This is a genomic window from Fimbriimonadaceae bacterium (assembly GCA_023957775.1).
In the GTDB taxonomy this organism is placed as follows: Bacteria; Armatimonadota; Fimbriimonadia; order Fimbriimonadales; family Fimbriimonadaceae; genus JAMLGR01.
In genome coordinates this window covers 160767-185982 of sequence record JAMLGR010000007.1, presented here as the reverse complement: position 1 = coordinate 185982, position 25216 = coordinate 160767, and the positions used below count along the sequence as shown (strand labels likewise).

Below are 25216 nucleotides of genomic sequence, written 5' to 3'. Positions count from 1 at the left end.
TGGCTCAAAGGCGACGCTTCTGGCTACCCAGATCCCGGTGGAAGAGTGGCATTCGCGGCTGGGCGATCCAACCTTGGCCGACGCGATTCTCGACCGGCTCGTCCACAACGCCAACCGCATAGATCTCAAGGGAGAATCCCAGCGCAAGGCCCGGTCCTCCTTGACCATGCCGATCGCTTCACGCTAACCTATGACCATCCAGCGCCAACGCTCTGAACGTGATCGCCATGCTCCGGAATTGGTGATCGTTTTCGCCGGAATATGCACTGAGCGCTCGCGTTGCAGGTTCCTCAAGTAGATGAGCAGCAGAGTCAAACTGGTCAGGCGTTGCTGACCGTCGACGACGAAGTTTGAACTCTCCTTCTTGCTGATGATGATGGAACCCAGGAAATAGTGACCGTAATCAGCGACCTTCTTGCGCTCGTGGTTTGGCTGATAATCCTCCAAGAACCGGTCGGTCAGGTCGTCGACCAGCTCCCGAATCTGCTTGTCCTGCCATTTGTATTCTCGCTGGTAGTAATCAATCGAATACTTGACCCCCTTGAGGAGGTCGCGGACGGTCTTGGCGTCGCCATGGATTTCCCTCATTCCGTTGTGGCCCCCGACTGCAGGCCAACCAGTTGGTGGCCAAGTGGAGTCGTCCGATAGCAAATGACCCCGTTCGCTCCTAGGGACTCCATGAGTCCCAGCCTGATTTGGACATTCAAACGGTTCATGCGAAACTTTGTGAGGTCGCGGCAACCGCACAGGGTCGCGAGTTCACGATTCGTGAATGGCCCATGGGTTGCCAGCAGCACGGCGAGAGTGTCCAGGTCTGGTTTACGCAGCCTGGCATTTCCTCGGTCGGTCTTTGCCTTCTCCCTCAGGGTCGCCCGGTATTCGTCTGCCAGTCTGAAGAATTCCTCACGTTCTGCGACTGAGTGACGCTGAAACGGGGGCTCGTAGGGGTCGCCTCGCAAACCCGGCCGGCGCGGTTCAGGTTGCCACTTCATCCGACCTCCCCAAGAAATCCTGCTACAGAGCAGGCTACTGCCTCCCGAGGAACCTGGGTTGGCACAGCCAGCATGAATCGGTCACTCGGGTCGATAGAGACGTCGCCCACATTGAGCCCAAAGGACGCCGCGACTACGACGTGCCCGGCCTCATGAGGGGCGACCTGTTCTATGGTGCACATGATGGTTGCAGGTCTCCCGTTTCCAAATTGTAGGTTCCCAACTGCGATTCGCCGGGAATGGGTTGTACGCGTTCGACCGGTGTCAGCAAGTGGTCGTCTTGGTTCAGCATCGTATCCAACCGCCCCCTGTAGAACAAGCCATTCTCCATAGGATTCCAATAGACCCTCTCGACTTCAAACACCTCGTTGTTGTTGGTCAGGTGGAGGCCCACGCTGCCGGGCATGATAACGCAAACACTGGATTCATCGCCGCCCGTCGGCACATAATCGAGGCTGCTTGAGGTTACTTGGATGGGCTCGTCGGCTAGACCCGCAAGCGTTCGTGCAGCATGGCGAGTCACTGCGTCAACCTCCGGTTGGTCTGCCAACTCCAGCAACTTGTGAAGGGCAAGCCTCAGAGTTCCTTCTTCGAGGAGTCGGCCCGAGAGATGGAGGCTCCCATAGGTCGAATCGTAAATGCTCACGAATCGCGATTCCTTGGGCGTGTCCTCCCAATCTGTCCGAAGTTTGTCTGAGGCAGCGCTGATATCGCTCCGCTCGAAAGGTACGACAAGAAGGAACGATTCAAGCAGCAGCATTGTGAGCAAATCCCTGCTCACACCCTCCTCCATCATGCATGGATGGAAGAACACGAGCCCGCTTGTGAAGTAGTTCCTGACGAAAGTCGAATGGGGGTAGGTGAACGCAATTTTGGCGTTGATGTGCGGGTACGTCACCGTAAACTCCGTGTTGCCCCTTCGCTCCGTGAATCCGTTCAACCATTCCCTGACCTGCAGGTTGCACTCGACCGCCACCAGTTCGCCAATTCGGATTCGCTGGAAGATGTTGCCGTGGCTTAGGTTTGGAAACACCAGCGTTGGCAAGACGCAAGGCTTGCTGACATAGTTGCGCTCTTTGCGGACCCTCACTTCCTTGCTTCGGAGATTCACCTGATACACGCGAAACGCCCTTGTCGCATATCTGTACACAGCGCCTGGATATGCCTCGCGAAGACACTGAGAGTAGCTTAGTGAGCCGAGGGAGAACTCCTCCGGGCCGTTCTTGCAGATGATTTTGAAACTCGACTCGACGTCCCTGAGAGGGAACGTGTGGTTGGGGCTTTCGCCGGCCTCATGCTTCATGGATTGCAGGTCGACCGGCACCTGTCCAGTTCTCTCCATCTCACAGATTTCGACGAATCCGGGAGGGAACTCAATTTCTGAGGTGAAGGCGAAGTCGTCAACTGCCGAGTTCGCAACTTTGTCGTGCTCACCTCCTAACCTGGCGAGGCACAGTGCATGGATGTACTGAATCCGCGTGTTTTGAAGATAGAGGGCACCCTCAGCGGGAGGGCGAGTGAGCAAGGACTCAGGGTCAGCGAATACCGCCTCGTCGTAGATGGACCCGGAGTTGACCACGAAGATGTCGCCAGCCTTGTGCCGGCCAACTCGCCCGATTCGCTGGCGCAGACTCGTTGATGAGGCTGGCACTCCAACCAGAACCGCAGTATCGAGGGACGGGATGTCGATGCCAAGCTCCAATGCGCTCGTAGAAATGACCCCATGCAGACTGCCGTCTGAAAGGCGCGACTGAATGAGGCGTCTATCCTGCTCCTCATAGCCTGAGCGATAGGGCAGTATCGACATTCGGCTCAGGAATTCCAGGCTGTCCTCAACCTCGCGATACCCCGAGTTGTCGTCCTCGGCAGTCGGAGTTGCTGCGGCATCGGCCTCCTCCTCGTGCTGCCCCCGAATCGCAATACTGGTGAGGAGTTCGACCTGTTTGCGACTATCGACAAAGGCGATAAGCCTACGGTCGGTGGCCTGAGTTATGTGTTTGAAGAGGTTTGCGAGCGTCGATAGTAGGTCTTCGCCCGGAGGCGGATTCAGAAAGTGAACTGAGTTCGGATGGCGTCGCGCGCCATTGAACTGCTCGTCAACGATTGAGAAGTCCAGCCCAGTGAGGAGTCTCAGGTGTTCCTCCGGACGGGCAATGGTCGCTGACGCAGCGACAAATCGAGGTGGGCAACCCAGCATGGTGCACAAGTGACGAAGGCGACGGAATAGGAAGCCCGAGTTCGAACCGAAGACTCCCGTATAGGCGTGCGCCTCATCAACGACGACCAGTCGGAGGTTTTGCAAGAACGCCCGGACGTGGCGGTCGTTCGCATTTGGCAGGAGCCAGGCGTGCATAACGTCGGGCGTCATCACAACCACGTGCGAGTTGTTGAGGATTTGTGCTCGGGCCTTGACCGGCACATCGCCCGAGATTCTCCCAACTTTGCAACCTGGAATCACAACGGGCATCGACTCAGCCCACCGCTGCTCCTGCTCGTTCGCCAGGGCTTTCAACGGATACAGGCAAACCACTCTAGCGTCTGGGTCCTTTGCAAACTCCTCTACCGCAGCGCAGTGAAACAGCCGCGTCTTTCCCGAGGAAGTTCCCGTTGCCAAACAAACGTTTTGGCCCGAGCAGTAGCGATGGATTGCTTCAACCTGATGCAGATACAGCCCGTCAGGGTGGGTCTCCTCCGCAAAGTCAATGGTGTGCACGCTTGCGATGGCCGGGTCAAGTTGAGCCATGCGAGCTTCGCAACCATCAACCAGGAGATGCGCGACCTCCTGCCAACCACTCTCCCTCAAATAGTCCTCAACGCTCATCGCTTTCATGTTCAGCAGTAACGTTACCGCCAATAGTCATGGCATGAAGGGGCATTTGACACCTAATCTCGGTTAGTCCGCATGGAATGCAAAACACCTTCCACCGGGTCAAGTCGCTCGGCGTGTTTCCGCGCCCAGGCGAGCCACACTTCCACTCGACTGAGCGCCTCCTGGTCAAGCGCATGCCCTTTCGCAGCGAGCGCGACTCGGTCGGCAAGGAGCGCGACCTCGGTTGACAGCCGCGACTGGCCAGCAAGTTGTTCAAGGTTGCGCCATCGCTTCTCCTCCGCCTCTCGTTCTTGCCGCTTCTTCCACTCGTCCTGACGGCGAATCTCTGTTAGGCGCGCCTCCTCATTGCGCCGTGTCCTCATCTCGGCATTCCTGATGAGGCTTGCCTTGATGCCCTCGGCAACCTTTTCAACCTGAGTGTCAAGTGGCAGGCTGCGTTTGTCAACCCACTCGCCATCAGCGAGCAACTCGAACTTGACTAGGACGCGCAGAATCCCCGTCGGTTTGTGGTCAAAACTGGTCCGCTCGCCATAGTAGCTGGTACGAGGTTCGGGGTCCGGGTCTGTCCTGGGAACCCGAAAGACTCTCTCGCGCATGCAGATGTGCGCTTCATCAGCACCAAGTCTGGCGAACAGCCCGCCTTCGTATCCGTCACGAAGCGCGAGAGCCACGCCCGCGCTATCCAGGGCTTTCAGTAGCCCGTCCAGGACCCATAGGGCGCGAGATGCTGACTCGGGTGAGACCCGGATTCGCGCAGCGAGTCCATGGGATGCGATTTGCCCTTTGTAATCGGGCCGGTCCCTGGCGAGCTGTCGTTTGGTCGCGCTGGTGAACTTGTGTGGCCGAGCGACCGTGTAGTCTGCGAGGGTGCCCTCGAAGTAGTTTTGCGCGCTCTCATCGCGGCTCTTCTTGGGCTTGATTGGTGGCGAGTTTGGCAACTTCCGACGTCGCGGTGACCGACCTGCACTCACCTTCGCCCAGTAGCCTCTCGGAGGCGTTGGGACTCCCAACTTCGTGCATCGCTTCTTGAGCGCCACGCTAGAAATGCCAAATCGTGGTGCCAGGGTGACCAGCGCCTCCGACCAGACGAGGTCGTACAACTCCTCGCGCGTCAGTTCGGGTAGGGGTTTCATGCGAAAGTATGGGCTCGCAGGCTGGAGGCAAGCGAATCCCGGCTAGGTCGGCAACTTGGTGGGATGAGGAACCCAAATCGCCGAAACATCGTCGCCGAACGCGGTTGCTCGTCCATCGAGCGCGCATATCGCGACCCACGCACAGACGACCGCGTCGATTGCGTCCTCTACGGTTTTGAGTTCAATGCCTGAAACAGATGGGTCCAAGTCACCGAACGCAGTAGCGACGCCCGCAATCTGAGCATCGAGGTGGCCAATGATGTTTGTCCATTCCACTATGAGCCGGGCCTTTCGCTCAGGTGGGGTTAGTGCTGGCCAATACTTCCTAACCTTCGCGGACTTGTACGGAACACGTTCGGGCGCCAGCGCAAGCTCAAGGAGGGCAGGGTGAGGGTAGACCTCGATGAGGCCTGGTGATTGGATGGAACTCGTTTGGAGGGGATATCCCTCAAGGTGGAATCCTCCCCTCAGTGCGTCGCTCATGCGGCCGGGGCGCAGACTGCTGGGAGTGTGGGTACTGCACTTCCGACCGCCATATGCTCGGGAAACGGCATTGTCCGATTCACGGCGGCATGTTATCGGCTGGAGGGAAAGCGGCATGTCGATGGCTACCAACGCAACCGGTCGCCCGCAAAGGACTTGCGAGGTCTCAAGAAGCGTGGACGCCGACGGGAGCGAGCCCGAGGGACGAAGTTCTTGGACCGCACCACTCGCGAGCGCGTGAAAACGCTGGTACGACGACTCAACAGCAACGAGATGCCAACCGTCGTTCGTCTCGGCCACGAGAGCGACGCCACTCGGTTGCGTCTCGGTCCAGGCGGCATCGATTCCGAGGACGGCTCGCATCAGGTCCCAGTGAGCGTGGCCTGCCTGCAAAGAGACCACACCATTTGGGTTCCGTATCGCTCGCAAAGATACGGCAGTACGAGTGTTTGTCCGAACTCGCCAATTTCGGCCGGTCCGTCATTTCGGCAGAGGAACCGAACTCGATGCTCGTCGCCGTTCGGCTCGACAAGCAGTAGGACGGCCTGCGGCCCTTCATCCGACGGGTCCGGAAACAGATATTGTGCGCGCAACCTGTTCACCTTCAAATGATATCGCAATGTCGGGATTGTGGCTAGGGCTGGAGGTGATTGCCTCTTTACGCACCGGCAGTAGGTTTTGATGAACGCGCATTGAGACACGCGCCTCAAAGCGAGTCAATGCTCCCCTCGACTCATAGGGGTTGGACCGAAACCGTCACAGATTGTATTTCGAGATAGTCGCGCTGCGAAATACCGACTGCTTGCGTTCCACGATAACGCAAAGTGCCCGCTGACTCGCTCGGCAAGGGGGTCAGATGAGAGCCCATCACTGTTATGCTAGCGGTCTCTTCGCCGTCTTTAGAGACCAAGTCCACGATGATGCGGTCCACCGGTGAGGGCGACCACGATTGCCCTCCGGGGGCTGGTTCGACGAAGAAGGTCACGTGCATCTGCCCGCTGACCCAAGTTGTCTGCACACTGAACGACGTGCCCTTGCCGAGAGAGTGTTGTACGGGCAGGTCTCTTGCAGCAGCTAAGGACTCGGCAATAGCCTTGCGGCTGGCCTCATCATCTGCCGTCGCTCGTGCCGTCGCGATTTGCTCTCTCTGGCTCCTCTCAGCTTGCCTTAGGTCGTTGTCCCATCCGTAGTCGGTGGCCCGTTCGCGCACACCCGTCAAGCGATTGACCCTGTGAAGCTCAGTCCCGACGCGCAAGTATGTGAACGGGGTTGGCCAGACAAACCATGCAAATGGCAGGGTTGCCATCACGACCAGCGTCCAAAACACCCTTAGCCTCTTCTTGTCCACGGTATGCCTTTGAAGCAGTTGGCGAAACTACAATCGTCCCCGTCGCACAGTTCGTCGCTTCTAGACTCGTTCCTTCTACAAACGCGGCGCTGGCGCAGCGATACGACCACAGGCGTGGGGCGTAGAACCCGTGACGTCAGCCGGGCACGTCGCCCACCAATCGCTTGACGCTGGCCTCCATCAGAGTTTCAAACTCCTTTATGGTTGCCTTTCCTGCCTCCAGTCTGAACGAACCCTGTTTCCATCCAGCATCGTACCGATACTTGCCAGCATTCTTCGGTGCAAGCGACTCGCAGACATCAGGTGCCAGCTTGAAGAACAGGGCATGGTCCTTGCTGTTGGCCCAGTCGATTCCAAATGCAATGGACCCGCCAACTTTGAATGATGCGTAGTTCTTGTTTAGCTTGACCTCGATTGGCCATCCGTATTCCTTGACGACCTCCATCCCATCCTTCACCGCTCGGAAGTACTCGTCGATAGCTTTTGCGTCGTACGCTGCCGCCTCGTACCAGGCGCGGTCGTAGCTGCCCGCTGCAGTGGTTGTCTTGTTCTTCGCTGGTGCCGGAGCCTCCAGCTTATGGACCGCCACAATCATTTGCTTGTCTAGCTGGTAGCGATTGACTTCAAGGAGGTCGACCGGAAACGTCACTTTGCGCATGTGGTAGACGGTTCCAGGAAGGATGCTGGGGGCGACGACGATAATTCGCACGGCATAGTTGTCGAAGTTTGGGCTCAGGTCCTCTGGACGGTCCTTCTTCTCAAGCCACATCTTGGCGATTGAATCTGGGTTCTCTTCCGCCCATATTGCATATGCGAGCACTTGCGGCAAGATGCCCTCGTCCACCGGAACGTTCTTAATCTCAACAATGCAGACTGCGCCCTCGCGGTCGATGCCGATGATGTCCGGGATGCCTGGCTTGGCCCCGCCCCTGACCTGCCGCCAGAGTGGGAAAACATCTCCTAGCACCTCGCTGTTCTCGAAGACAAGGAGCTCCAGGTCCTCTTCTTTGGCGAACGGGACGTGCTTGCATAGTACAAGTCCTTTCTCCGCATCCTTCAGGAAAAGGTTCATCTTCGGGGCCACTCCGGACCGGCAATGACTTGATGTCCAACCCTGGTTGGCGGGACCCTTGGGCATCGACCACGAACACGATGCTGGCCCACGTGCCCGTCGGCCACCACCTGGGTGCCCAAGGCTAGTCCTGGAGACATTTCATCGGAAGAGTACATAGCCAGCAACCCGTTCACATCGAGATAATAGTCCACTCACGACTTGGACTGCATCGCGAGCCGGGCCGCTCTCGTGCACCTCTTCGGCAAAGATGCGCAGGGAACAATGGACGCCCGTCGATTGGCGCACCCTCGTCCTCTTGCTTGGTATGGTCGCGTTCTTGCTCGCTCGGCGAACGTCCTTCAAACCCTGACGTTGCACTTCAAGCGGCCCCCTATCACCGTTTCCTTCGCCGGGCCGCTGCGTCCAGCAGAATCCTCACCGGCAGGCATAGGATAAACGCCCCGCTCAAGCCCAAGACCGCCCAGGCTAGTAGTTTCAACAGGATGCGAACCCTCATCACCGTGAGACCGTTGGCCCGCATGTAGGCCTGGATGGCCGCCTCGATTCCATACCATGACAACGCAAAACCGAGCATGAGCGCGAGCCCGACATAGGCCACCCAAACCGGGGCGGCGTGCCAGAGTCGTTCAAACGTGCCATAGACGAAATCAGAGATGTCGCCGTCAATGTCCACCCGTTTTGTGCCCGGATTCTCGTCGTTCTCGTTGGAGATGTGAAACTCAGCGTCGCCTTCCTCTACAATCCGCTCCGCTATCCAGAGAGCGAACGAGAGGGGCCAGTCCTCACCGGCGGCCTGTCGGGCGGCAACCAATACCGATGACCCTCGTTCAAGGCGCCTTCGGATTGTATCGACGAGACAATCCAGTTCCTGCCTGGTAACTCCATGCAGCGCGCTTGCGAACTCAACTGGAACCACAACTTGTCGTCTATTCACGTCCACTACCTTCGCCCCAAGCCCCGTCCACCGGGGTCGCCCGGACGGACACTCGGCCCGCCTACCGCTCAAAGCAGCAGCCTCGCGACGGACACCTACCCGTACGCGAGAGCATACTGGCCATCGCCCGCTATAGGGAGCATCTGACGCAACAAGGTGGTCCGGCTCCACAGCCTCTGCCTAGGCCCGCACTACTGGCATTGGATTGCTTCTGGCACCCCTCCATGTTCGTGTAGCCAGGGTTCATTCACATCGTCCGCGATTGAGAGCCCTGGCATTCCGTGTTACACTTCTGACAGTGAATAGGACTCAACGAGTCACAGCCTGCGTTTTCCTCATCGTGTCGCTCGTTGGCGAGGGCCACTCGCAGGCCACCAGAGTGTACGACAGGGCAAAAAGCTCCGTAGTCACGGTCAGAACGAAGGAGTCCGTTGGAACTGGCTTTGTTGTGTCTCCTGGGAACCTCATTGTGACCTGCTATCATGTCGTCGAAGACGGCACGCAGATTTCTGTGGATGCAACGGGTCCGGCTAGTGTCGAACTTGCATTCTTCGACGAAAAGTCGGATATTGCTATCCTCAGGTTGCCGTGGAAACTCCCTAATTTCCTTGAGCTACTAGCAGGCAACGCACCCAGCCCCGGTACTCGCATCTATGTCATCGGAAACGCTCTCGGTTTCTTGACATGGACCATAACCGATGGAATCGTCAGCGGTTTGCGCAAACAGCCCAACAGCGCATTACTGCAAATCACAGCACCCATTAATGAGGGTTCCTCGGGCAGTCCAGTACTTAATGAAGCTGGAAAGGTAGTAGGCGTCGCACGTTCACTTCTGGAGAACGCTCAATCTCTTTACTTTGCCATTTCTTCTTGGGATGTACGCAAGGCTCTCAACATGGTGCCCTCCAAGGCCTACCGGGCGGGCGTCGACCCCACCACTGGAACTGCTGTCCTCGGAACCCTCGGCCAAGCCCTTGAAGCCGCCTCGATTTATCAAAAACCTGACTCGACCTCCAAAGAGTTCTATCATCTCACCGCGAACGAGTATCTGGTCCTCGCAGCACATGACACCGGCAACTGGAAACGCGTCCTCTTGCAGAACGGCCTTTATGGGTACATCCAAAGCTCTAAAGTTGCGGTGTTGCCATACGAGGTCACCGCGAATAGCGGGACTTATCTCTCAACTTCCGCCAGTATCGCTCTTTTGGCGAGTTCCCTTGTCGGAGTCCCGTATAAGGCGGGAGGAAAGGACGCGCGTTTTGGAGTTGGAGTCCCCGAACTGGCCGTACTGTCCTATGCGGCCGGGGGCATTACGTTGCCAAAATCACTAACCGACCAAGCGCGAGTAGGCAAGAGAGTCAGTCGACTTGAAGAACTCGAAGAGGGCGACCGTCTGTACTTTGGTGATGGTAAGTCATCTAGGCTTACTCTGACGGGTATCTATCTCGGCAATGGGTATTTTGTTTATGCGAACTCGTCGAGCAAGAAGGTGGAAAGCGCATATCTCGGCTCGCCGTCGTGGTTGCAACGGCTTCAAAGAGCTGTGCGTGGTAAGTAGCACATTCTCGTTGAAGTGCTCTCCCCCTGACGCGGTACGCCCGGCTTCCGCTCCGGTTTCAGCCAGCACCTCGCTACCCGCTCGCTTGTCCGCCGCTCCCTCAGGCTTCCAAAGGGTCGATGTAGCACCGCAATAGCATCAAGACTCCTCGCCAAGAAACTCATCCAGTTTGCTCTTGGCGCGCGCAATCACCCTTGGAACCTTCGACTCTGCCCGACCCGTTGGCGACGATACTTGAGCCCATCTCAACTTCGGCATATGTTCGACTTGGAAGTCGAGCATCTCGGACGCGTCATAGTGGCGACTGAAGACGCCCGTGCCGCGCCAGCCTCCGATAATCTGCGCAAGGTCCGTTCCGCCAACCTCCTTTGCGTGGCTGGCAACCGTCTTGCGGAGCGCGTAAAGCGTGGCCCCCTTTCTTGAGACCTCTGCGATGCGCCGAATCTCAGCAAAGCGTCGTTGGATGACGTGCGGGTCCACCGACCCGTATGCATCGCCGGTGCCTGAAGCGGAATGGATGATGAATCGATAACCGAGGCGTCGAGCGGTCTCGGCACACGGACGAATCATCTCCCATAGTCGAGGAAGAACGAGCAACTGGCGGACGCCTTCATCCGAACCCTTGCTCCCCGTCTTTGTGTAGGGCTTGAGAACGCGGACTTTGTCCACAACATCGATTTGCTGGTGCACCCGAAGGAAGATGAACTCGCGATAATCGAAGAAGTCGTCCACGGTGATTCCAGCCACTTCGCTCGGTGCGCGAATTCCCAGCAGGCTTAGCGCGAGCACGGCTGAGTCGAGTTCGTTGTGGCAAGCTGCAATGAGTTGCTCGACTTCATCGAAGGTGTAGCGCGAGTTCGGCCGGACAAGTGCTTTCTTTGGAAGAATCACGTCGTCGCGAAAGTTGACCGCGCTGTAGAACTCCTTGTATCGGGGGTGGTTCCTCAGGCTCCGCCAGGCACTCCCCACAACCGCCAAGATATTCTCGATGGTCGACCTGCTCAGACCGTCTTTGCCATGCTTGTGCTCGACCCGGCTCAGTACATCCACAAACTCTTGAATCATCGGTTGGGTCAGGCGTGAAATCTGTACGTCGGCGAGCGCATAGGGGAACTCGCTCATTCCGGCGACCTCTGACCGGAGGAACTTGCGCTTCACCCAGTTTTCAAAGAAACTTCGGTCGGTCGCAAGCGTCGACCCCTCGATGGACTTGTTGTTTCGCTTGCGATTCAGGTTCTCCTCAATGATGAACTCAAGAGTTGGCGCCCCAGTAATGGAAAGGCGGTCTTCGCGGGCGCGCCCGCCGGTTCGCTCTTGCCACAGAGAGCGTTGGATGGCCCGCCACTGCATCCTAACGGTGTCGCCCAGGGGATACCGTTCCGGGTCCAAACCCGCTTGAATCGCCTCCCGGAGTAGCTGCTCCTGGGCATGTTCCGCAGCGGCTTGTGCCTTGTTTAGGTTCCGATGTGAAAAGGTGCGGCGTGACTCCCGCACCGTTCCGTCCGCCATCAGTTCTGTCAGCCACGCACGATACTCGTAGTAAGTGGGAGTCACCTCGGGCAACTCACCAGATGCGTGCACCGCTCGTTGCTTCAGTTCCTCAATCTTGGTCGCGCGGTTGGTCTCTGCCTGAAACAAAATCTTGCCTCTCCTGACGACGCGAACGAGCCATCGCTTCTCGACACTGTGATTCGCTCGCTTTCTTCCAGCCATTCTTCCCACCGTTATCCCACCTTTTTAGCCTACCCATTTCTGCTGAAAGGCGGTACTCTAAGTTCAAATCATAGATATCAGGTTATCCTGGACTATCTTCGAATCCTAGTCCGGCAGCCACTCCTCACAACTACCGCCGCGCGATGGGCATGCCTTCCTTGCTGGTGGCCAGCTCGGGCGCAAGATGATCGATCGCGTCGAGCACGTCCGACGCGAAGAAGTAGTCGTCGCCCATGGGGGAGGGTTCCGACCTCGCCTTGTCGACCCGTCGCTGCATGGCGTCGCGAAGCTCGGGGGTGGGCGTCTCGCGCCTGTACCACCTCTCGACTCGGCCAGATCGATGCGGCCCTACGGGCTTGAGCTTGATCCGTTCGGAGCCCTCGAACTCGACCTCAAAGCTCTGCGTGGTGACTCCGGCGTAGCAGTTGCCGCACAGCGACACATGATCCAACGAAAGGCGAGATCCTTCGCAGTGCCACGAGTACCTGGACATCCCCGTGCTCCGCGCGAGCTTGCCATCTGCCGTCAGGGCCAGTGCGTTGGCGAGTAAGGCGAACCCTACAGGCTCTTCCTTCACCCACAGTCCGACAAGTCTCCGAGGATGCTCGCCGTGAGGCCGATGCGGGTGGCCGTTCAGGGAATCGGTGATCGCGTAGACCATCCCCATCCCGGGAAACGGAGCGAGCACGAACCAAAGCACTGGCGCACCGACGGCGCACATCACCGCAGCCTTCCGCAACCTGGATGCCTTTGGATGAGCCATGAGGACCTGTGCTTCATTGTAATGCACGTTAGAGCGAGCCGGAAGGGCGGGTATCACCGCGATCGTTGCGGGGGATCTCCGACATCGGCCGCGACACGACCAGCTTGAGAAGAGCCCCTACTCCCGCGCCTCGATCTCCACCTTTCCCACCACGTCGTTGTCCAAAACCCAACCCACGCCGTCCCGATGGGCCGAAACAACGTTCCCGTTGACCCGTACCTCGGACCAATTGCCCTCGGGCAGCCGAACCTGCGCTCCCAACCCGGGCGGCAGGCCCAACGACAGCTTGAAACTCGTCCCTACGCTCCAACGCACCGAGACCGGGCCGCGCGGGGTCGGCACCTTCCCCTCGGCGTGCTTCAACCCGCCCGGATGGGGGCGGATCGATGCGCGGCCCCACCCGGGCGTCAGCGCTTGGACGCCCAGCACGTACCGCGGCAGCAGATTCGCGGGCGCCGCGCCCCAGGCGTGGTTCCAATCCTGGTTCGGCTTGTAGCGCTGGTCCCACGCCTCCCACGTGATCGTCGTGCCGCTCTCCACCATGTGCCGCCAACTGCGGTCGCCGTCTGCGGTCATCAGCGCCAGGGCGCGGACGTCTTCGCCGTTCTCAAACAACGCCTCCATCAGATACTGCGCGGCGTACACGCTGCACGCCATGCCGCGCCCAGCGAGCCACCGGGCGACCCTGGGGCGCTCGGCAACCGGCACGAGGCCGAAGGCGAGCGGAAACAGATTCGAGTGCAGCGAGTTGTGGTCGGTGCCCTCGCCGTCGCGGTACAGCCCGAGCACGCCGTCGAACAGCACTCGCTGGAACGCAGCCCTTCCCTTGCGCTCCAACGCCTCGAACTCCGCCGCGTCGCCGTCCTTTTGCAGCGCCCGGGCGAGGTCGGCCATCAGCGCCAGGCTGCGCAGGTGGAAGGCGTTCACCACCGTGTTCACCGGCGTGAACACGAACCCGTCGCGCTCGCCGGCTGGCCAGTCCACCAGATCGTCGCGCTTCTGCTGGGCCTCCGTGCTGACGACCAGACCGTCGGCGCGCGCCCGATCCACCAGCAACTTGGTCTTCAGAGCCTCGTAACGGGAGGCCAGCCACCGCGCGTCCCCGGTCTGCATCCAATCCGCGTGGGCGATGAAGATCATGTGCGAGGCCCACTCCGTCGGCCAAGTGGGCAGCTTCATCAGCCGGTCGAACGTGTCGCGGGCCATCTGCACGTCGCCATCCGTCGCGTACTGGCTGAGCTGGTTGAGGTAGCTGTCCCCCTCGTACGAGATCCTCTCGCGATCGCCGTCCACGTACACCCCGGCGAACGTGGTGGCCTTGATCGAGTAGCGGCACAGCTCCCAGATCTGGTTCAGCATCGGGTCCGACGAGTCGAACGCCGCCGAATCGTCGTCCCAGGTGCTCGCAAAGGCGGCGCGCCTTCGGACCTGCTCCGGCCGCAGCTCGCCCGGCCAGCCCTCGATCTCGACCCAGCGGAACGGCAGCACCACGCCCCACTCGGGCGGAGTGAGCACCGCCGCGGGCTGGGCGGTGTTTCGCTGGTCCGCCGGAGGAGCAACGACCACGTCCCGACTTACGTCAAGCGAGATCACCGCGCGCGCGTAGCGAACGCTCCCCGGTGGGTGCCGATCGACACGCCCCTCGACCAGCGCCTCGCCGAAGTGCACCGTCACAGTCCCGGATGCGCCGAGCGGAAGGGACAGACGCAAGTTCCCGAACGCCACGCGGCCGAAATCCACGAGGAACCCGTTCGCAACCCGTGTGATGCGCTTGGGCGCCTGCTCGACGAGGTGCACGGGCGCGCCCCGGCCGCCCATCCCGACGGGTCCTGCCATCGCAGCAAGGGTCAGGGCGCGCAACCATGGGACGCAAGAAAGACTCATCGACTCCACCCTCGACAGGATCGACCCCACGGTACCCGTGTGGTTCTCCCATCGGCTTCCCAAGCCTTGATCACGCCGCCTCAGGAGGGCGTCCCCCGCCTCTGGTATTTTTGCCAGCTTCCAACCCAAGCGCATCATTGTTACACTGTGTTGTTGCCTGAGTCCGGCAGCCGAGGAGAGCGCAATGAGGAAGACTTTTCTGACGTCGATCGCCCTGCTGGTGAGCGGGCTCGCCGTCGGCCAAACGTTTTATGGACCCACGACCTACGTGCAAGCATCGGACAGCCCGTTCTGGGGCATCTCAGGCTTGCTGATCGAGGATGCCGAGGATCACCTGTTCGATGACTTGATTGGCGCAACGTGCAACTTCACGCGCCTCAGTTCTTCCTTCGGTACGAGTCTCATCGACTCGGTCGATGCCGACGACGGCGTCATCAACGGCGCGAGCAACGACGGGGGCAATCCCGCGCACTACGGCGAGGCCTTTTGGCGGAGCGGAAGCATGACCATCACCTTCGGCGATGGGGGTGCCCCGCTTCCAACCTATGCCGGGCTCGTTTGGACCGACGGATCTGGGACGATCACGTTCGAGGCGTTTGGAGCCGGACATGTTTCGCTTGGCACGGTCGTTGGCAACCACGCCGACGGCAACTTTCAGGGTGGCACTGCGGAAGACCGTTTTTACGGCGTCCACTTCGCGGCCGGCATCGAATCGATGACCATCAGCAACCCTTCCGGGATCGAGGTGGACCACGTTCAGGCCGTCTACTCGCCCGTTCCGGAACCGACAACCCTGGCCCTCGCCGGCTTGGCTCTCGGAGCCGCGGCGCGACGGGTTCGCCGACGAAAGCGCTGATCGGGTCGTTCCGCGTCTTGCCCCTCGCGATCACTCCATATCCGGGCCGCAGGTAAGGTCTGACTCAAGATGCGGCGAGGAATCAGCGGGGCGGATGGGGCGGGCCGGAGGGTCCTCATCCTCGGTGCCGTCCTGTTGGCGCTCGCACCCCTGTCCGCCATGGCCGAAGAACCCGCACCTCGCATCGTCAACATCGTCAACTTCATCCGCCAGAACGAGCCGCGCATCGCCGCGTACACGCCGGACGTGCTCTACCAATGCGTCGTCGAGCAGGTGGCGATCCTCAAGCGGTACGGGCTCAAAGGCACCTTCCTGCTGCAGTACGACGCGCTGATCGACCCGCACTACCAGAAACTCCTGAAGGAACTGCCGCCCGAGCAGTTCGAGATCGGGGCGTGGTGGGAGATCCCGCAGCCTCTGGTCGAGGACAGCGGCTACAAATGGCGCGGGCGGTACCCGTGGGACTGGAACGCGGACGTCGGGTTCGCCACCGGTTACACCCCCGCCGAGCGCGAGAAGCTCGTGGACACCTACATGGCCGAGTTCAAGAAGGTGTTCGGCCGCACGCCCGCGAGCGTGGGCTCGTGGTTCATCGACGCACATACGCTCCGGTACATGTCGGAGAAGTACGGCATCGTGGCTTCGTGCAACTGCAAGGACCAGATCGGCACCGACGGCTACACCCTCTGGGGCGGTTACTGGAACCAGGGCTACTACCCGAGCCTCAAGAACGCCTACATGCCTGCCCAGAACGCCGAGAACCAGATTCCCGTCCCGATCTTCCGCATGCTGGGAAGCGACCCGATCCACCAGTACGACAGCGGCCTGGGCTCCGACCACCAGCGCGTGGTGTCGCTCGAGCCGGTCTATCAGGGCGGGGGCGGCAACGCCGAGTGGTGCCGGTGGTATTTCGACAACTTCGTAAGCGGCTCCGCGATGGCGTACGGCTACGTGCAGGCGGGACAGGAGAACTCGTTCACGTGGCCCCGCATGCAGAAGGGGTTCGAGATCCAGATGCCCCTCATCGCCTCGTTGGCGAAGGAGGGCAAGGTCTCGGTGCAGACGCTCGAGGAGACGGGCAGGTGGTTCCGGCAGCGCTTCCCCGTCACGCCGCCCACGTCGGTGGTCGCGCTGAGCGACCACTCGGAGAAGAACCAGAAGTCCGTGTGGTTCAACTCCCGATTCTTCCGGGCGAACCTGCTTTGGGAGAAGGGCACGGTGCGGTTCCGCGACATCCACCTGTTCGACGAGCGCGTCGCGTCCGACTACGTGGACAAAAAGGGCACGTCCACGCAGTGTTTCTACGCGACGCTTCCGCTGGTGGACGGCTTCGTGTGGAGCTCGGACACGAAGGTGGCGGGATTGCGCGTCGTGGCGGCCGACGGGCGGGAGATCGTCGGGGGCGATCCGAGCGTGGACGACGCGACGCCCGGCGTGCTGAAGGTGCGATGGCCGACGACGACGCCGAAGGGCGAGCTGGCGTTCACGTTCGACGAGCGCACCCTGACCGTTGCCGGCGAAGGCCTCCCGGACGGGTGGTTCTTGGAGCTGACGACGGCCGAAGGCGCGCGCCTTCCGTTTGCGCAAGTGGAACCCAAGCGGCTGACGTGCAAATTCCGGGGCGCGGCGTACCGCATCGAGGCGGTCCGCGGGAGTTTCCGAGCAGGGCGGGGCGCCGCTTTGCGAATCGTCCCCGAGGCCGGGCGCATCGCCCTCGACTGCGCCGCGAGATAGTGTGGGAGTGCGCGCGCTCGCGCGACGCCTTGCACCGCCGAACTTGTTCGGCACCTCGGGGCTCGCGGCAAGCCGCTCGGGGACAGGGCGACGAGCAAGCTCGCGCACTCCCACATCGTGCCGAACTTGTTCGGCACCTCGGGGCTCGCGGCAAGCCGCTCGGGGTCAGGGCGACGAGCAAGCTCGCGCACTCCCACGTCCTCCCAAATTGGGGCACAATCGGGGCCGTGAACAACCTGACGCTCACCCTTTCGATGGCGATCCTCCTCCTCTCGACGGTCGCCCTGGCGGGGCCTACGCGCGGGTTCGTCAGTTCAATCCCCGCGGAGACGTGGGAGCAGGGACTGCTGAGCGGGAACGGGACGATCGGCGCGGATGTGTTCGGGCAGCCGGTCGACGAGACGATCGTGTTCACGCACCACCGGATGTTCCTGCCCCAGGGCCCGCCGACGGTGCCGCCGGACACGGCCGACCAGTTGTTCAAGGTCCGGAGCCTGATCGACCGGGGCCTCTACAAGCAGGCGACGCAGTTCGCGTTCGATCTGTCGGGCCAGCAGAGTTTTATGTACCCCGACCCGTTCGTGCCGGCGTTCGATATGCGCGTGCACATGCCCGCGCGCGGCCAGGTGCGCGATTACGCCCGCAGCGTCGACTTCCACACCGGCGAGGCCGCCGTGCGGTGGGTGGACGATCGCGGCGCGTTCGAGCGGACGTTGTTCGTCTCGCGCGCCGACGGCGTGGCCGTGCTGAGAATCGCCGGTCCCGCAAAAGGGACCGTGGAGTGCATACTCGAGCTGGCGCCCCGCACGCCCAGCCCAAATCTCGACCCCAAGACCGTCCAGGCATCGGCCGAGGTGTTCAAGAGCCACGTTTCGAACGTCGTCTGCACCGCGGACGCCGCGCACCTCACGTTCTCCAGCACGTTCACGCGCGCGTATCCGGGCAGCATCCACCGCCTTGAGGGGGTTTGCCGCGTGGTGGTTCAGGGGGGCCGCGTGAGTGCCGAGGGCTCGGTCATGCGCATCCAAGGGGCCGACCAGGTGCTGGTGTTCACGACGATCGAGCCGATCTACGATCCCGAGAAGCCTCAGGTGGACTCGATGAAGGCCGCTCTGGGCCGCCTCGAGGCCGACTACCCGCGGCTTCTTCAGCGCCACGCGGCGATCCACGGGGCGATGTTCGACCGGATGCGCCTCGACCTGGGTGGCGGCGACGACCAAGGGAAAACCTCCGAGGAGCTCATCGCCTCTTCGACGAACGAAAACCTGTCCCGGGCGCTGGTCGAGAAAGTGTTCGACGCGGGCCGCTACAACATCATCAGTTGCACGGGGGACCTGCCGCCGACCCTTCAGGGCCTCTGGGCGGGCACGTACGTGCCGCCTTGGGCCAGCGATTTCACGCACAACGGGAACGTGCCGTCGGCGATCGCGGGCATGCTGCCGGGCAACACCCCCGAGTTGATGCGCGCGTACACGTCGTACATCGAGTCGATCGTGCCGTACCTGCGCATCAACGCCAAGCACATCTTCGGCGCGCGCGGGGTCGTGCTGCCCTCGCGCTCCACCACGCACGGCTACAACAACGCGCTCGCGCCCGAGTTCGCCGGCGGGATGTGGGTCGCGGGCGCACCATGGGCCGCGCACTTCTTCTACGACGACTATCTTTTCACCGGAGATCGGCGGTTCCTCGCCGAGCACGCGCTGCCGTTCATGGAGGAGGCGGCCGAATTCTTCGAGGACTACCTGTACCTGGGGCCGGACGGGAAGTACGTGTTCAACCCCACGACCTCGCCGGAGAACTTCCCAAAGAATACGGCGTCCCAAGGCTCGTTCAACGCGACGATGGACGTGGCCGCGGCCAAGGAGCTGCTGACCAACCTGATCGCGGCCTCGCGGGAGCTGGGAGTGAATCAGGAGAGGATCCCGGTTTGGCAGAAGATGCTCTCGCGCATGCCCGAGTATCAGATCTCCAAAGAGGGCTACGTGAAGGAGTGGCTGACGCCGAAGCTCGAGGACAACTTGAACCACCGCCACTCGTCGCAGCTCTACCCCCTCTACTACTGGATGCCCGACGAGATCGCGGCCTCTCCAGCTCTGCAGGCGGCGTTCCGGAAGATCGTGGAGATCAAGCTTGAGAACCACTACAAGACCGCGGGCTTCATGTCGTTCGGCGTGGTGCAGCTCGGCCAGGCGGCCGCCACGCTGGGCGACGGCGAGTTGGCCTACCAAGCGTTGGCGCGTCTGGCGAACAGCTACTGGCTGGGGAACCTGGCGTCGATGCACAACCCGAAGTCGCTGCTGAACATGGACATCAGCGGCGGCCTGCCCGCGGTGCTGATCCAGATGCTGGTGGGCTCAGCCCCAGGTCGCGTGTCGTTGCTGCCCGCGCGGCCGAAGGAGTGGCCGACTGGCGCCTTGGACGGGGCGCTGTGCAGGGGCCAGATCGAGGTGCGGCACCTGGCGTGGGAGCCGGGCCGTGTCCGAGCGACGCTGGTGTCCGGCAAGGCCCAGACCATCGAGCTTTCGGTGCCTGCGCTGATCCAGGGCGCGACCGTCTCGGGCGGCGGTCGGTTCGCCGCCGGACCGGACGCCCGCACACGGCGGCTCACGCTGCCTGCGGGTCGGGAAGTGAAGGTGGAGATTGTGATGAACAAGCCAGAACCCCCTCGCCCCTCCGGGGGAGAGGGGGCAGGGGGTGAGGGGTGATAGCGCGAACACCGGCCCGGCCAGGTGGGCGGCTGAGAACGACCCGCCCTTGGGCGGCGGCTGATGCTCCAGGCGTTCGCGGCCAGGCCTTCATGGATGCGGCACGGAGAACAGCAGCCGCCCGGCGGAGAAGGCGCGATGACGCCATGTACGGGACCGAAGACCTCGACACTCGGCACCCGGTTGGCCCGTCTATGATCCAGAGCTTGGGCGCGATTGAGGTTCGTGTTGGGAACGGGCGAACCGCGCCGCCGCCGCCATGAGAAGGACACGCCTCGCACCTTGGATTCTCTCCCTGTTGTTCGCGCTGGGCGCCGCCCCGGGCCCCACGCCGACGGACCCGCCGCGCTTCCGCGTCCTCCTCGTCGGCATCGGACCGTACACGGGTGGGCGCTTCGGCCCCCTGAGGGGAGACAAGGACGTGGCGCGGATCGCGGAAATCCTCGAAACCCGTTGGAAGGTTCCCGAGGAACAGATCCGTCTCCTGAACACTCCGTCCGAGACCACGAAAAGCGCGATCTTGGCCGCATTCCGGAAGCACCTCGTCGAACCCGCCCAACCGGGCGACGTGCTCTATTTCGGCTATGCGGGCCACGGCACCCAGATTCCCGATCCCTCGAAACCCACGGGCCTGTCGCAGGCGATCGTCCCCATCGACGTCCGCCTGGTGGCACGCGACGACGCAAAGGGCAACCACGTCGGAGACGTCGATCCCGACTCGCTCATTACCGGTCCCGAAATCGGCCGCCTGCTCGACGCGCTTCGGGCCAAGGGCGTCTCCAACGTCACCCTCACGTTCGACTGCTGCCACTCGGGCAGCCTCACGCGGGGGGCGTGCCGTGCACGGGGTGTCTCCAATCCCGCCGTGGAACGCTTCCTTTCCCGCAGCCCGACCCGGAGCGGGCAAGCATCGTCGGAGCAAATCCTCGAAGGGCCCGCCCTGCAGGGGGTCGTCTGCCTCTCCGCGGCCCGGGCGGACCAGACGGCGTGGGAGGACTCGAGGGGAGGATTCATGACCCAGGCTCTGGTCGGGGCCCTTGGCGCGGACCGACCCTCGCACACCTATGGCGCCCTGTTTCGGGACATCCAGTCCAGGATGGCCTGGGCGCAGGTTCCAGCGAGACAGGATCCCCAACTCGAGGGGCCGCGCGAGCGCATCGTGTTTGGGGACGCCTACTCGGCCGAACCGCCCTCGGTGCCCGTATTCCTCGAGGAAGACGGGCTGGTCATGCACGCGGGCACCTCGTTGGGGATCCAGGATGGATTCGTGGTGGGCCTTTACCCTCCGGGCACGGTCACCTTCGGCCAACCCCCTCCGTGGACGGCCACCGTGGCGCGCGCCGAGTCGACCCGCGCACTCCTCAAGCTGAGCCCGGAGTCGGCCAAGGGTCTCAAGCGCGGGCTGGTCGACCTGAACGGCGCATCCGCGGTCGTACTCGACGGGAGTCCCGACGGCCGCCTTCGCGTCCGCGCTTCCAGCCTCGCCTCCGACCCGCAGGCCGCCCCGCTGCTCGAGACCCTGCGCGGCATCCCCACGGTGGCTTTCACGTCCGGCGAGGACTTCGACCTCGCAGTGGTCCGCCCCTCCGCCGGCGGAGACTGGGTTTTGCAGAACGCGGCCGGCAAGCCGGTGGCCTCGTTCCCAAGCTCGACCGGCTCGGCAGAAGCGGCGGCGCAACTTGCGGAGGCCGTCCGCGTTCAGGCAAGGAAGCTCGCCGTGGCGCGGCTCGGCCCTTCGGAGGCGCCGCGCGTGGCGTTGGAGATGCGGTTCGTCCGCGCGCGGGTGAGCGACGGTCGAGTGGTCGAGCTGGGCGAGGAGCTGCCCCCGGCCGCCGAACTCGGGCCGAGCGACCGGTTCGCCGTCAAAGTGCGCGCGACGGCGCCGGCGGGATCGCCCATGCCCTACCTGACGCTCCTCTTCGTCTCGCCGAATGCCCGACCGCCCGCGGGACAGCATGTGGGGCAGATCTGGCCCGATCCTGCCGAGAGCGTGCGCGAACTTCGACGCATCCGGCCCGACGGCCTTTGGCGGTACCTCGGACGCAACCAGGACCTGGTCGACGGAAGCGTGCCCGGCGCCTTGCTGGCGCTCTATGTCGATTCGAAAGAGGACGGGGTTGGCCCCGAACTCTTCAAGCTGTTCGCCACCGAAGAGGTCGTGGACTTCGGCGTGCTCACAGACCCCAGTCGAAGAGGTGGGACCTCCCGCCTCGGCAGGCTGCTCGAGGCTTACGCGGACAACCGGCCGGTGTCGCGACGCTCGGATTCGGGGCACCCTCCCGCCGAATGGTCGGTCGCCGACGAGGTGGTGATCGTCAAGGGTGCTCCAGGCGCCCGGGTGAATCGCGCCGGGTATCAGCGGGGGTTGCCAGTCAGCACGAAAGGCGCCCAGTAGTAGGGGTGGGCGAACGGATGCTCGGGGTCGGGCGTGTACTTCGGGAGGGTGTCGTCGACGCGTGTGGCGTAGCCCGCCCGCTGGGGCACCGCTCCGGAAAGGACCCCGGGCGATGCTCCCATCAGCCACGCCTGAGCCTGCCGTAACGCTTCGAGCTTGGACATCCGAGACCGCAGTTCGTAGAACTTCGCCATCAGGAGACTCGTGCTCGCGTCGTTGACCGGCCAGAGGGTGGCCAGCACGGCGTCGGCTCCGTTTTCCTGCGCCACGCGAGCGAAACTCTCCAGTTCGCCACCGTCCGCTTCATCGTCGACCGGAGTGGCGGTGTCGCACGCGGACAAGACGAAAAGGGACACCCCGTCGAGGGCGCCTTGCATCCACTTCGCGAACGCGGTCACCGCGAGGGGTTTGCCGTCCCCCAACAGCACGAACGACGCCGAGGCGTCGCCAGGCTTCAACTGAAAGTGGGTCGCCACGTGGACGATCTGCGGAGACTTCTCGAGGGCGTTCTTCAGCGAGTCCTCCGTGAAGGCGGCGTCGAGGTAGACCGACGCCCCGAACAGCCGGTTGAGCGTCGCCAGCTCGGTTCCCACGCCGGCCAATCCATCGAAGTGGACCTCGCCCACGTCGTGGGGTTCGGTGACCCCGAACCCGACGGCCGAGGGGTTCGCGCCGGGTTCGCGCATCATGCCCAGCAGTTTCGAGGGTGTGAAGAGGCTGCAGGGGAACTTCTGAAAGAGGAACTGCCGAGTGTCGCGGTCGTAGAGTGCTCCGATCGGGAGATACCGGAGGGGCCCGTCGAGCGACCAGAGCAGGCTCTCGACCTGGGCGTCGCGCAGCTCCCCCTCGATCGGTCGTACGAGAAGGTCGTACAACTCCCCGGCCAAAGGTAGGGGATCGCAGGAGGGCGAGGTCAACGCGGTGCGGAAGCGCGCGACCTTCCGGCTCAGTTCGGCAAACGGGATTTTGGACGACTGGCCGTCCTTCAGCTCGGTCAGGCGCGGCAACGTGAGGATCAGCCGCACGGCGTCCTGGGTGACGAGCGTGTAGACCGCCGCGGGGCGGCCCGGGAGTTCCTTCACGACGCGGGCGAGTTCGGTGCTGGTGCGCAGGGCCGTCAAGCGCTCGTCGTCGGCGCCGGCAGCCGCGAACTCCTGCTGGGCCTCCTTCAGGAACGTGGCAAACGTGACCCGGGCCGCGGAGAGCCGATCGGAAAGGTCTGCCTTCCGCCGGACCTGCTCTTCCGTCAGCGTGTCCGTCTTGGCAAGCTGCACCAGGGCGTCGTACTCGGTCGCTTCGCGCGCCAACGCGTTGCCCAGCGCTTCGTACTGGGCCTGCCACGCCGCCTCCCGGGGCGTGAGATCGATCTTCTCCCCCTTGCCGGCGCGCGTGAACTGGAAGTACTCGGCGTCCTTGAGGAGGCCCAGGACCTCCTCGGCCTCGGCGAGCCTTCCCAGATCGATGAGCCGTTCGGCCAAGAACCGGTATGCAGGCTCCACCTCGGCCGCGTAGGATCGTCTAAACGTCGGATCGAGCGCTTTCAGGTCGGCTCGGAGGTCTTGGAACCGAGCGACGCTCATTTTGGCGTTCGCGACGGCGAGACGGGGCTGTTTCAGCGCGTGGAGGGCGTAGGCCGTGTTGCGCAGGGTGATCGCCTCCGCCTCCCGATGCCCCACCTCGCGCTCCAGGCGCAAGGCCGCCGAGTAGAGGTCGAGCGCCCGTTCAGGGTGTCCCATCTCGACGTGGACACGCCCGATGTTGTTGAGCGTGATCGCCTCGCCTTGGCGGTCCCCAATCTCCCGCCGACCCGCCAATGCGCGCTCGTAGTACCCGAGCGCCTCGTCGAGCCGCCCCAACTCCTTGTGGGCCTTTCCAAGATCGTTCAGGGTGGCGGCCATGCCCGAACGATCCGAACCCCACAGGGAAAGGGCATCCTCGTAGAGCCCGATCGCGCGGGATGGATCGCCCATGTTGTCGACCGTGACCCCCATGTTCGTGAGCGTTTGGGCACGCCCGCGGGAGTCGGCTGCCCGCTGGAACAGCTCCAGCGCCTGCTGGTAGTGGGAGAGCGCCTCGGGCCGTTGGCCGAGCTCCTCGTGAAGCTTGCCGAGCGCGTTCAGGGCGGCGGCACGGCCTTGGGGCTCTCGCGCTTCAAACAAAGCGAGCGCCTTCCGACAGGCGTCGAACGCATCCGATCTTTGGCCGAGGTCGTCGTAGACCTTGCCCAACGCCAGCAACGTGGCGCCCCGACCACGCACGTCGGCTGCGGCTTCCTCGGCGGCCAGAGCGTCCCGGAACGCCTGGACGGCGAGTGGCCGATCCCCGCCGAAGTCGTACGCGACGCCCAGCTCGTGGAGGGCCACGCCGAGGTCCCTTTTCGCACCGATCGCCCGGTACAGAGTGGCCGCGCGGTCGAAGGAGACCGCGGCCCGCTTCCATAGGTAGAGGCCCTTGAGCGCCTGTCCGGAGTAGAAGGCGCCGTCGGCCTCGCCGTAGCGGTCGCCGGAGGAGCGGGCGGCCCGAACGGCCGAATCGAGCGCGGCGAGCTTGGCCTTGGCGTCGGCGAGAGCCATGGCTGCGTCGAGCATCCCCTGAATCCGCGCGGTGGGCCCCTGCGGCTCCTGGCTCCGCCCGATCCCGAGCGCACAACACATGAGCCCTGCGGCGACCAGGAGGAGCAACCGATATCGAACGGGGCGCGGCGACACTTCTTGAGACCTCTATTCGGCGGATTTCTACTACAATTCGGTTGTTACCAGCGGATTCTAGCAGTGCTTCGGATCAACCCAATGACGAATCAACAACCCCATAGT

General features: G+C 62.5%; 17 protein-coding genes. 6 read left to right on the top strand and 11 right to left on the bottom strand.

Going from position 1 to position 25216, the window contains the following annotated elements; translation table 11 throughout:
- Positions 1-187, top strand: a 187-nt coding sequence (locus tag M9921_08180) for an ATP-binding protein (GenBank protein MCO5296820.1), incomplete at its 5' end; no start/stop codon positions are given.
- On the opposite strand, the gene M9921_08175 is transcribed toward M9921_08180, so the two are convergent.
- The 7 genes from M9921_08175 to M9921_08145 form a co-directional block, all read right to left on the bottom strand.
- Positions 184-588, bottom strand: coding sequence for a DUF262 domain-containing protein (locus M9921_08175; GenBank protein ID MCO5296819.1), 405 nt, complete (start codon positions 586-588; stop codon positions 184-186). The two genes, M9921_08180 and M9921_08175, sit on opposite strands and share 4 nt — an antisense overlap.
- A gap of 573 nt (positions 589-1161) precedes the next feature.
- Positions 1162-3822: a DEAD/DEAH box helicase gene (locus tag M9921_08170; GenBank protein MCO5296818.1), complete on the bottom strand. Its 2661-nt coding sequence runs from the start codon at positions 3820-3822 to the stop codon at positions 1162-1164.
- Positions 3823-3875: 53 nt separating this feature from the next.
- A complete protein-coding gene (locus M9921_08165; protein MCO5296817.1) occupies positions 3876-4955 on the bottom strand; it encodes a hypothetical protein in 1080 nt (359 codons plus the stop codon).
- 42 nt (positions 4956-4997) lie between these two features.
- On the bottom strand, positions 4998-5801 hold the full coding sequence (locus M9921_08160; protein MCO5296816.1) for a DUF429 domain-containing protein: 804 nt from the start codon (positions 5799-5801) through the stop codon (positions 4998-5000).
- A gap of 370 nt (positions 5802-6171) precedes the next feature.
- The gene (locus M9921_08155) at positions 6172-6765 is read right to left on the bottom strand and encodes a hypothetical protein (protein ID MCO5296815.1); all 594 of its coding nucleotides are present in this window, start codon (positions 6763-6765) and stop codon (positions 6172-6174) included.
- Between the two features lie 157 nt (positions 6766-6922).
- Complete coding sequence (locus tag M9921_08150) at positions 6923-7858, bottom strand: hypothetical protein (GenBank protein ID MCO5296814.1); 936 nt, start codon at positions 7856-7858, stop codon at positions 6923-6925.
- 376 nt (positions 7859-8234) lie between these two features.
- Entirely contained in the window at positions 8235-8672 is a 438-nt protein-coding gene (locus M9921_08145) for a hypothetical protein (GenBank protein MCO5296813.1), read from the bottom strand.
- A 592-nt stretch (positions 8673-9264) separates the two neighbouring features.
- Between M9921_08145 and M9921_08140 the strand changes: the two genes are divergently transcribed.
- Positions 9265-10353 (top strand): trypsin-like peptidase domain-containing protein, encoded by a 1089-nt coding sequence (locus tag M9921_08140; protein MCO5296812.1) that lies wholly within the window; start codon positions 9265-9267, stop codon positions 10351-10353.
- A 138-nt stretch (positions 10354-10491) separates the two neighbouring features.
- On the opposite strand, the gene M9921_08135 is transcribed toward M9921_08140, so the two are convergent.
- The 3 genes from M9921_08135 to M9921_08125 all read right to left on the bottom strand — a co-directional run bounded on the left by M9921_08135 (position 10492) and on the right by M9921_08125 (position 14665).
- The gene (locus M9921_08135; GenBank protein ID MCO5296811.1) at positions 10492-12066 is read right to left on the bottom strand and encodes a hypothetical protein; all 1575 of its coding nucleotides are present in this window, start codon (positions 12064-12066) and stop codon (positions 10492-10494) included.
- A 130-nt stretch (positions 12067-12196) separates the two neighbouring features.
- Positions 12197-12517 (bottom strand): hypothetical protein, encoded by a 321-nt coding sequence (locus M9921_08130; GenBank protein MCO5296810.1) that lies wholly within the window; start codon positions 12515-12517, stop codon positions 12197-12199.
- A 429-nt stretch (positions 12518-12946) separates the two neighbouring features.
- Positions 12947-14665 carry a family 78 glycoside hydrolase catalytic domain gene (locus tag M9921_08125; GenBank protein MCO5296809.1) on the bottom strand — a complete coding sequence of 573 codons (1719 nt, stop codon included), beginning with the start codon at positions 14663-14665 and terminating at the stop codon, positions 12947-12949.
- A 232-nt stretch (positions 14666-14897) separates the two neighbouring features.
- Between M9921_08125 and M9921_08120 the strand changes: the two genes are divergently transcribed.
- The 4 genes from M9921_08120 to M9921_08105 all read left to right on the top strand — a co-directional run bounded on the left by M9921_08120 (position 14898) and on the right by M9921_08105 (position 22403).
- Positions 14898-15569 (top strand): PEP-CTERM sorting domain-containing protein, encoded by a 672-nt coding sequence (locus tag M9921_08120; protein ID MCO5296808.1) that lies wholly within the window; start codon positions 14898-14900, stop codon positions 15567-15569.
- A gap of 69 nt (positions 15570-15638) precedes the next feature.
- Positions 15639-17303: a hypothetical protein gene (locus tag M9921_08115; protein MCO5296807.1), complete on the top strand. Its 1665-nt coding sequence runs from the start codon at positions 15639-15641 to the stop codon at positions 17301-17303.
- 227 nt (positions 17304-17530) lie between these two features.
- Entirely contained in the window at positions 17531-20008 is a 2478-nt protein-coding gene (locus M9921_08110; GenBank protein MCO5296806.1) for a glycoside hydrolase N-terminal domain-containing protein, read from the top strand.
- 259 nt (positions 20009-20267) lie between these two features.
- Positions 20268-22403 carry a caspase family protein gene (locus M9921_08105; GenBank protein MCO5296805.1) on the top strand — a complete coding sequence of 712 codons (2136 nt, stop codon included), beginning with the start codon at positions 20268-20270 and terminating at the stop codon, positions 22401-22403.
- Here M9921_08105 and M9921_08100 read toward each other — a convergent pair.
- A complete protein-coding gene (locus M9921_08100; protein ID MCO5296804.1) occupies positions 22364-25057 on the bottom strand; it encodes a CHAT domain-containing protein in 2694 nt (897 codons plus the stop codon). The two genes, M9921_08105 and M9921_08100, sit on opposite strands and share 40 nt — an antisense overlap.
- Positions 25058-25216 lie beyond the last annotated feature (159 nt).

What these genes read in the sequence shown, in the direction of transcription:
- M9921_08175 (MCO5296819.1), bottom strand. Translation starts at nt 588, where the DNA reads ATGAGGGAAATCCATGGCGACGCCAAGACCGTCCGCGACCTCCTCAAG.
- M9921_08170 (MCO5296818.1), bottom strand. Translation starts at nt 3,822, where the DNA reads ATGAAAGCGATGAGCGTTGAGGACTATTTGAGGGAGAGTGGTTGGCAG.
- M9921_08165 (MCO5296817.1), bottom strand. Translation starts at nt 4,955, where the DNA reads ATGAAACCCCTACCCGAACTGACGCGCGAGGAGTTGTACGACCTCGTC.
- M9921_08160 (MCO5296816.1), bottom strand. Translation starts at nt 5,801, where the DNA reads ATGCGAGCCGTCCTCGGAATCGATGCCGCCTGGACCGAGACGCAACCG.
- M9921_08150 (MCO5296814.1), bottom strand. Translation starts at nt 7,858, where the DNA reads ATGAACCTTTTCCTGAAGGATGCGGAGAAAGGACTTGTACTATGCAAG.
- M9921_08135 (MCO5296811.1), bottom strand. Translation starts at nt 12,066, where the DNA reads ATGGCTGGAAGAAAGCGAGCGAATCACAGTGTCGAGAAGCGATGGCTC.
- M9921_08125 (MCO5296809.1), bottom strand. Translation starts at nt 14,665, where the DNA reads ATGGCAGGACCCGTCGGGATGGGCGGCCGGGGCGCGCCCGTGCACCTC.
- M9921_08120 (MCO5296808.1), top strand. Translation starts at nt 14,898, where the DNA reads ATGAGGAAGACTTTTCTGACGTCGATCGCCCTGCTGGTGAGCGGGCTC.
- M9921_08115 (MCO5296807.1), top strand. Translation starts at nt 15,639, where the DNA reads ATGCGGCGAGGAATCAGCGGGGCGGATGGGGCGGGCCGGAGGGTCCTC.
- M9921_08105 (MCO5296805.1), top strand. Translation starts at nt 20,268, where the DNA reads ATGAGAAGGACACGCCTCGCACCTTGGATTCTCTCCCTGTTGTTCGCG.
- M9921_08100 (MCO5296804.1), bottom strand. Translation starts at nt 25,057, where the DNA reads ATGTGTTGTGCGCTCGGGATCGGGCGGAGCCAGGAGCCGCAGGGGCCC.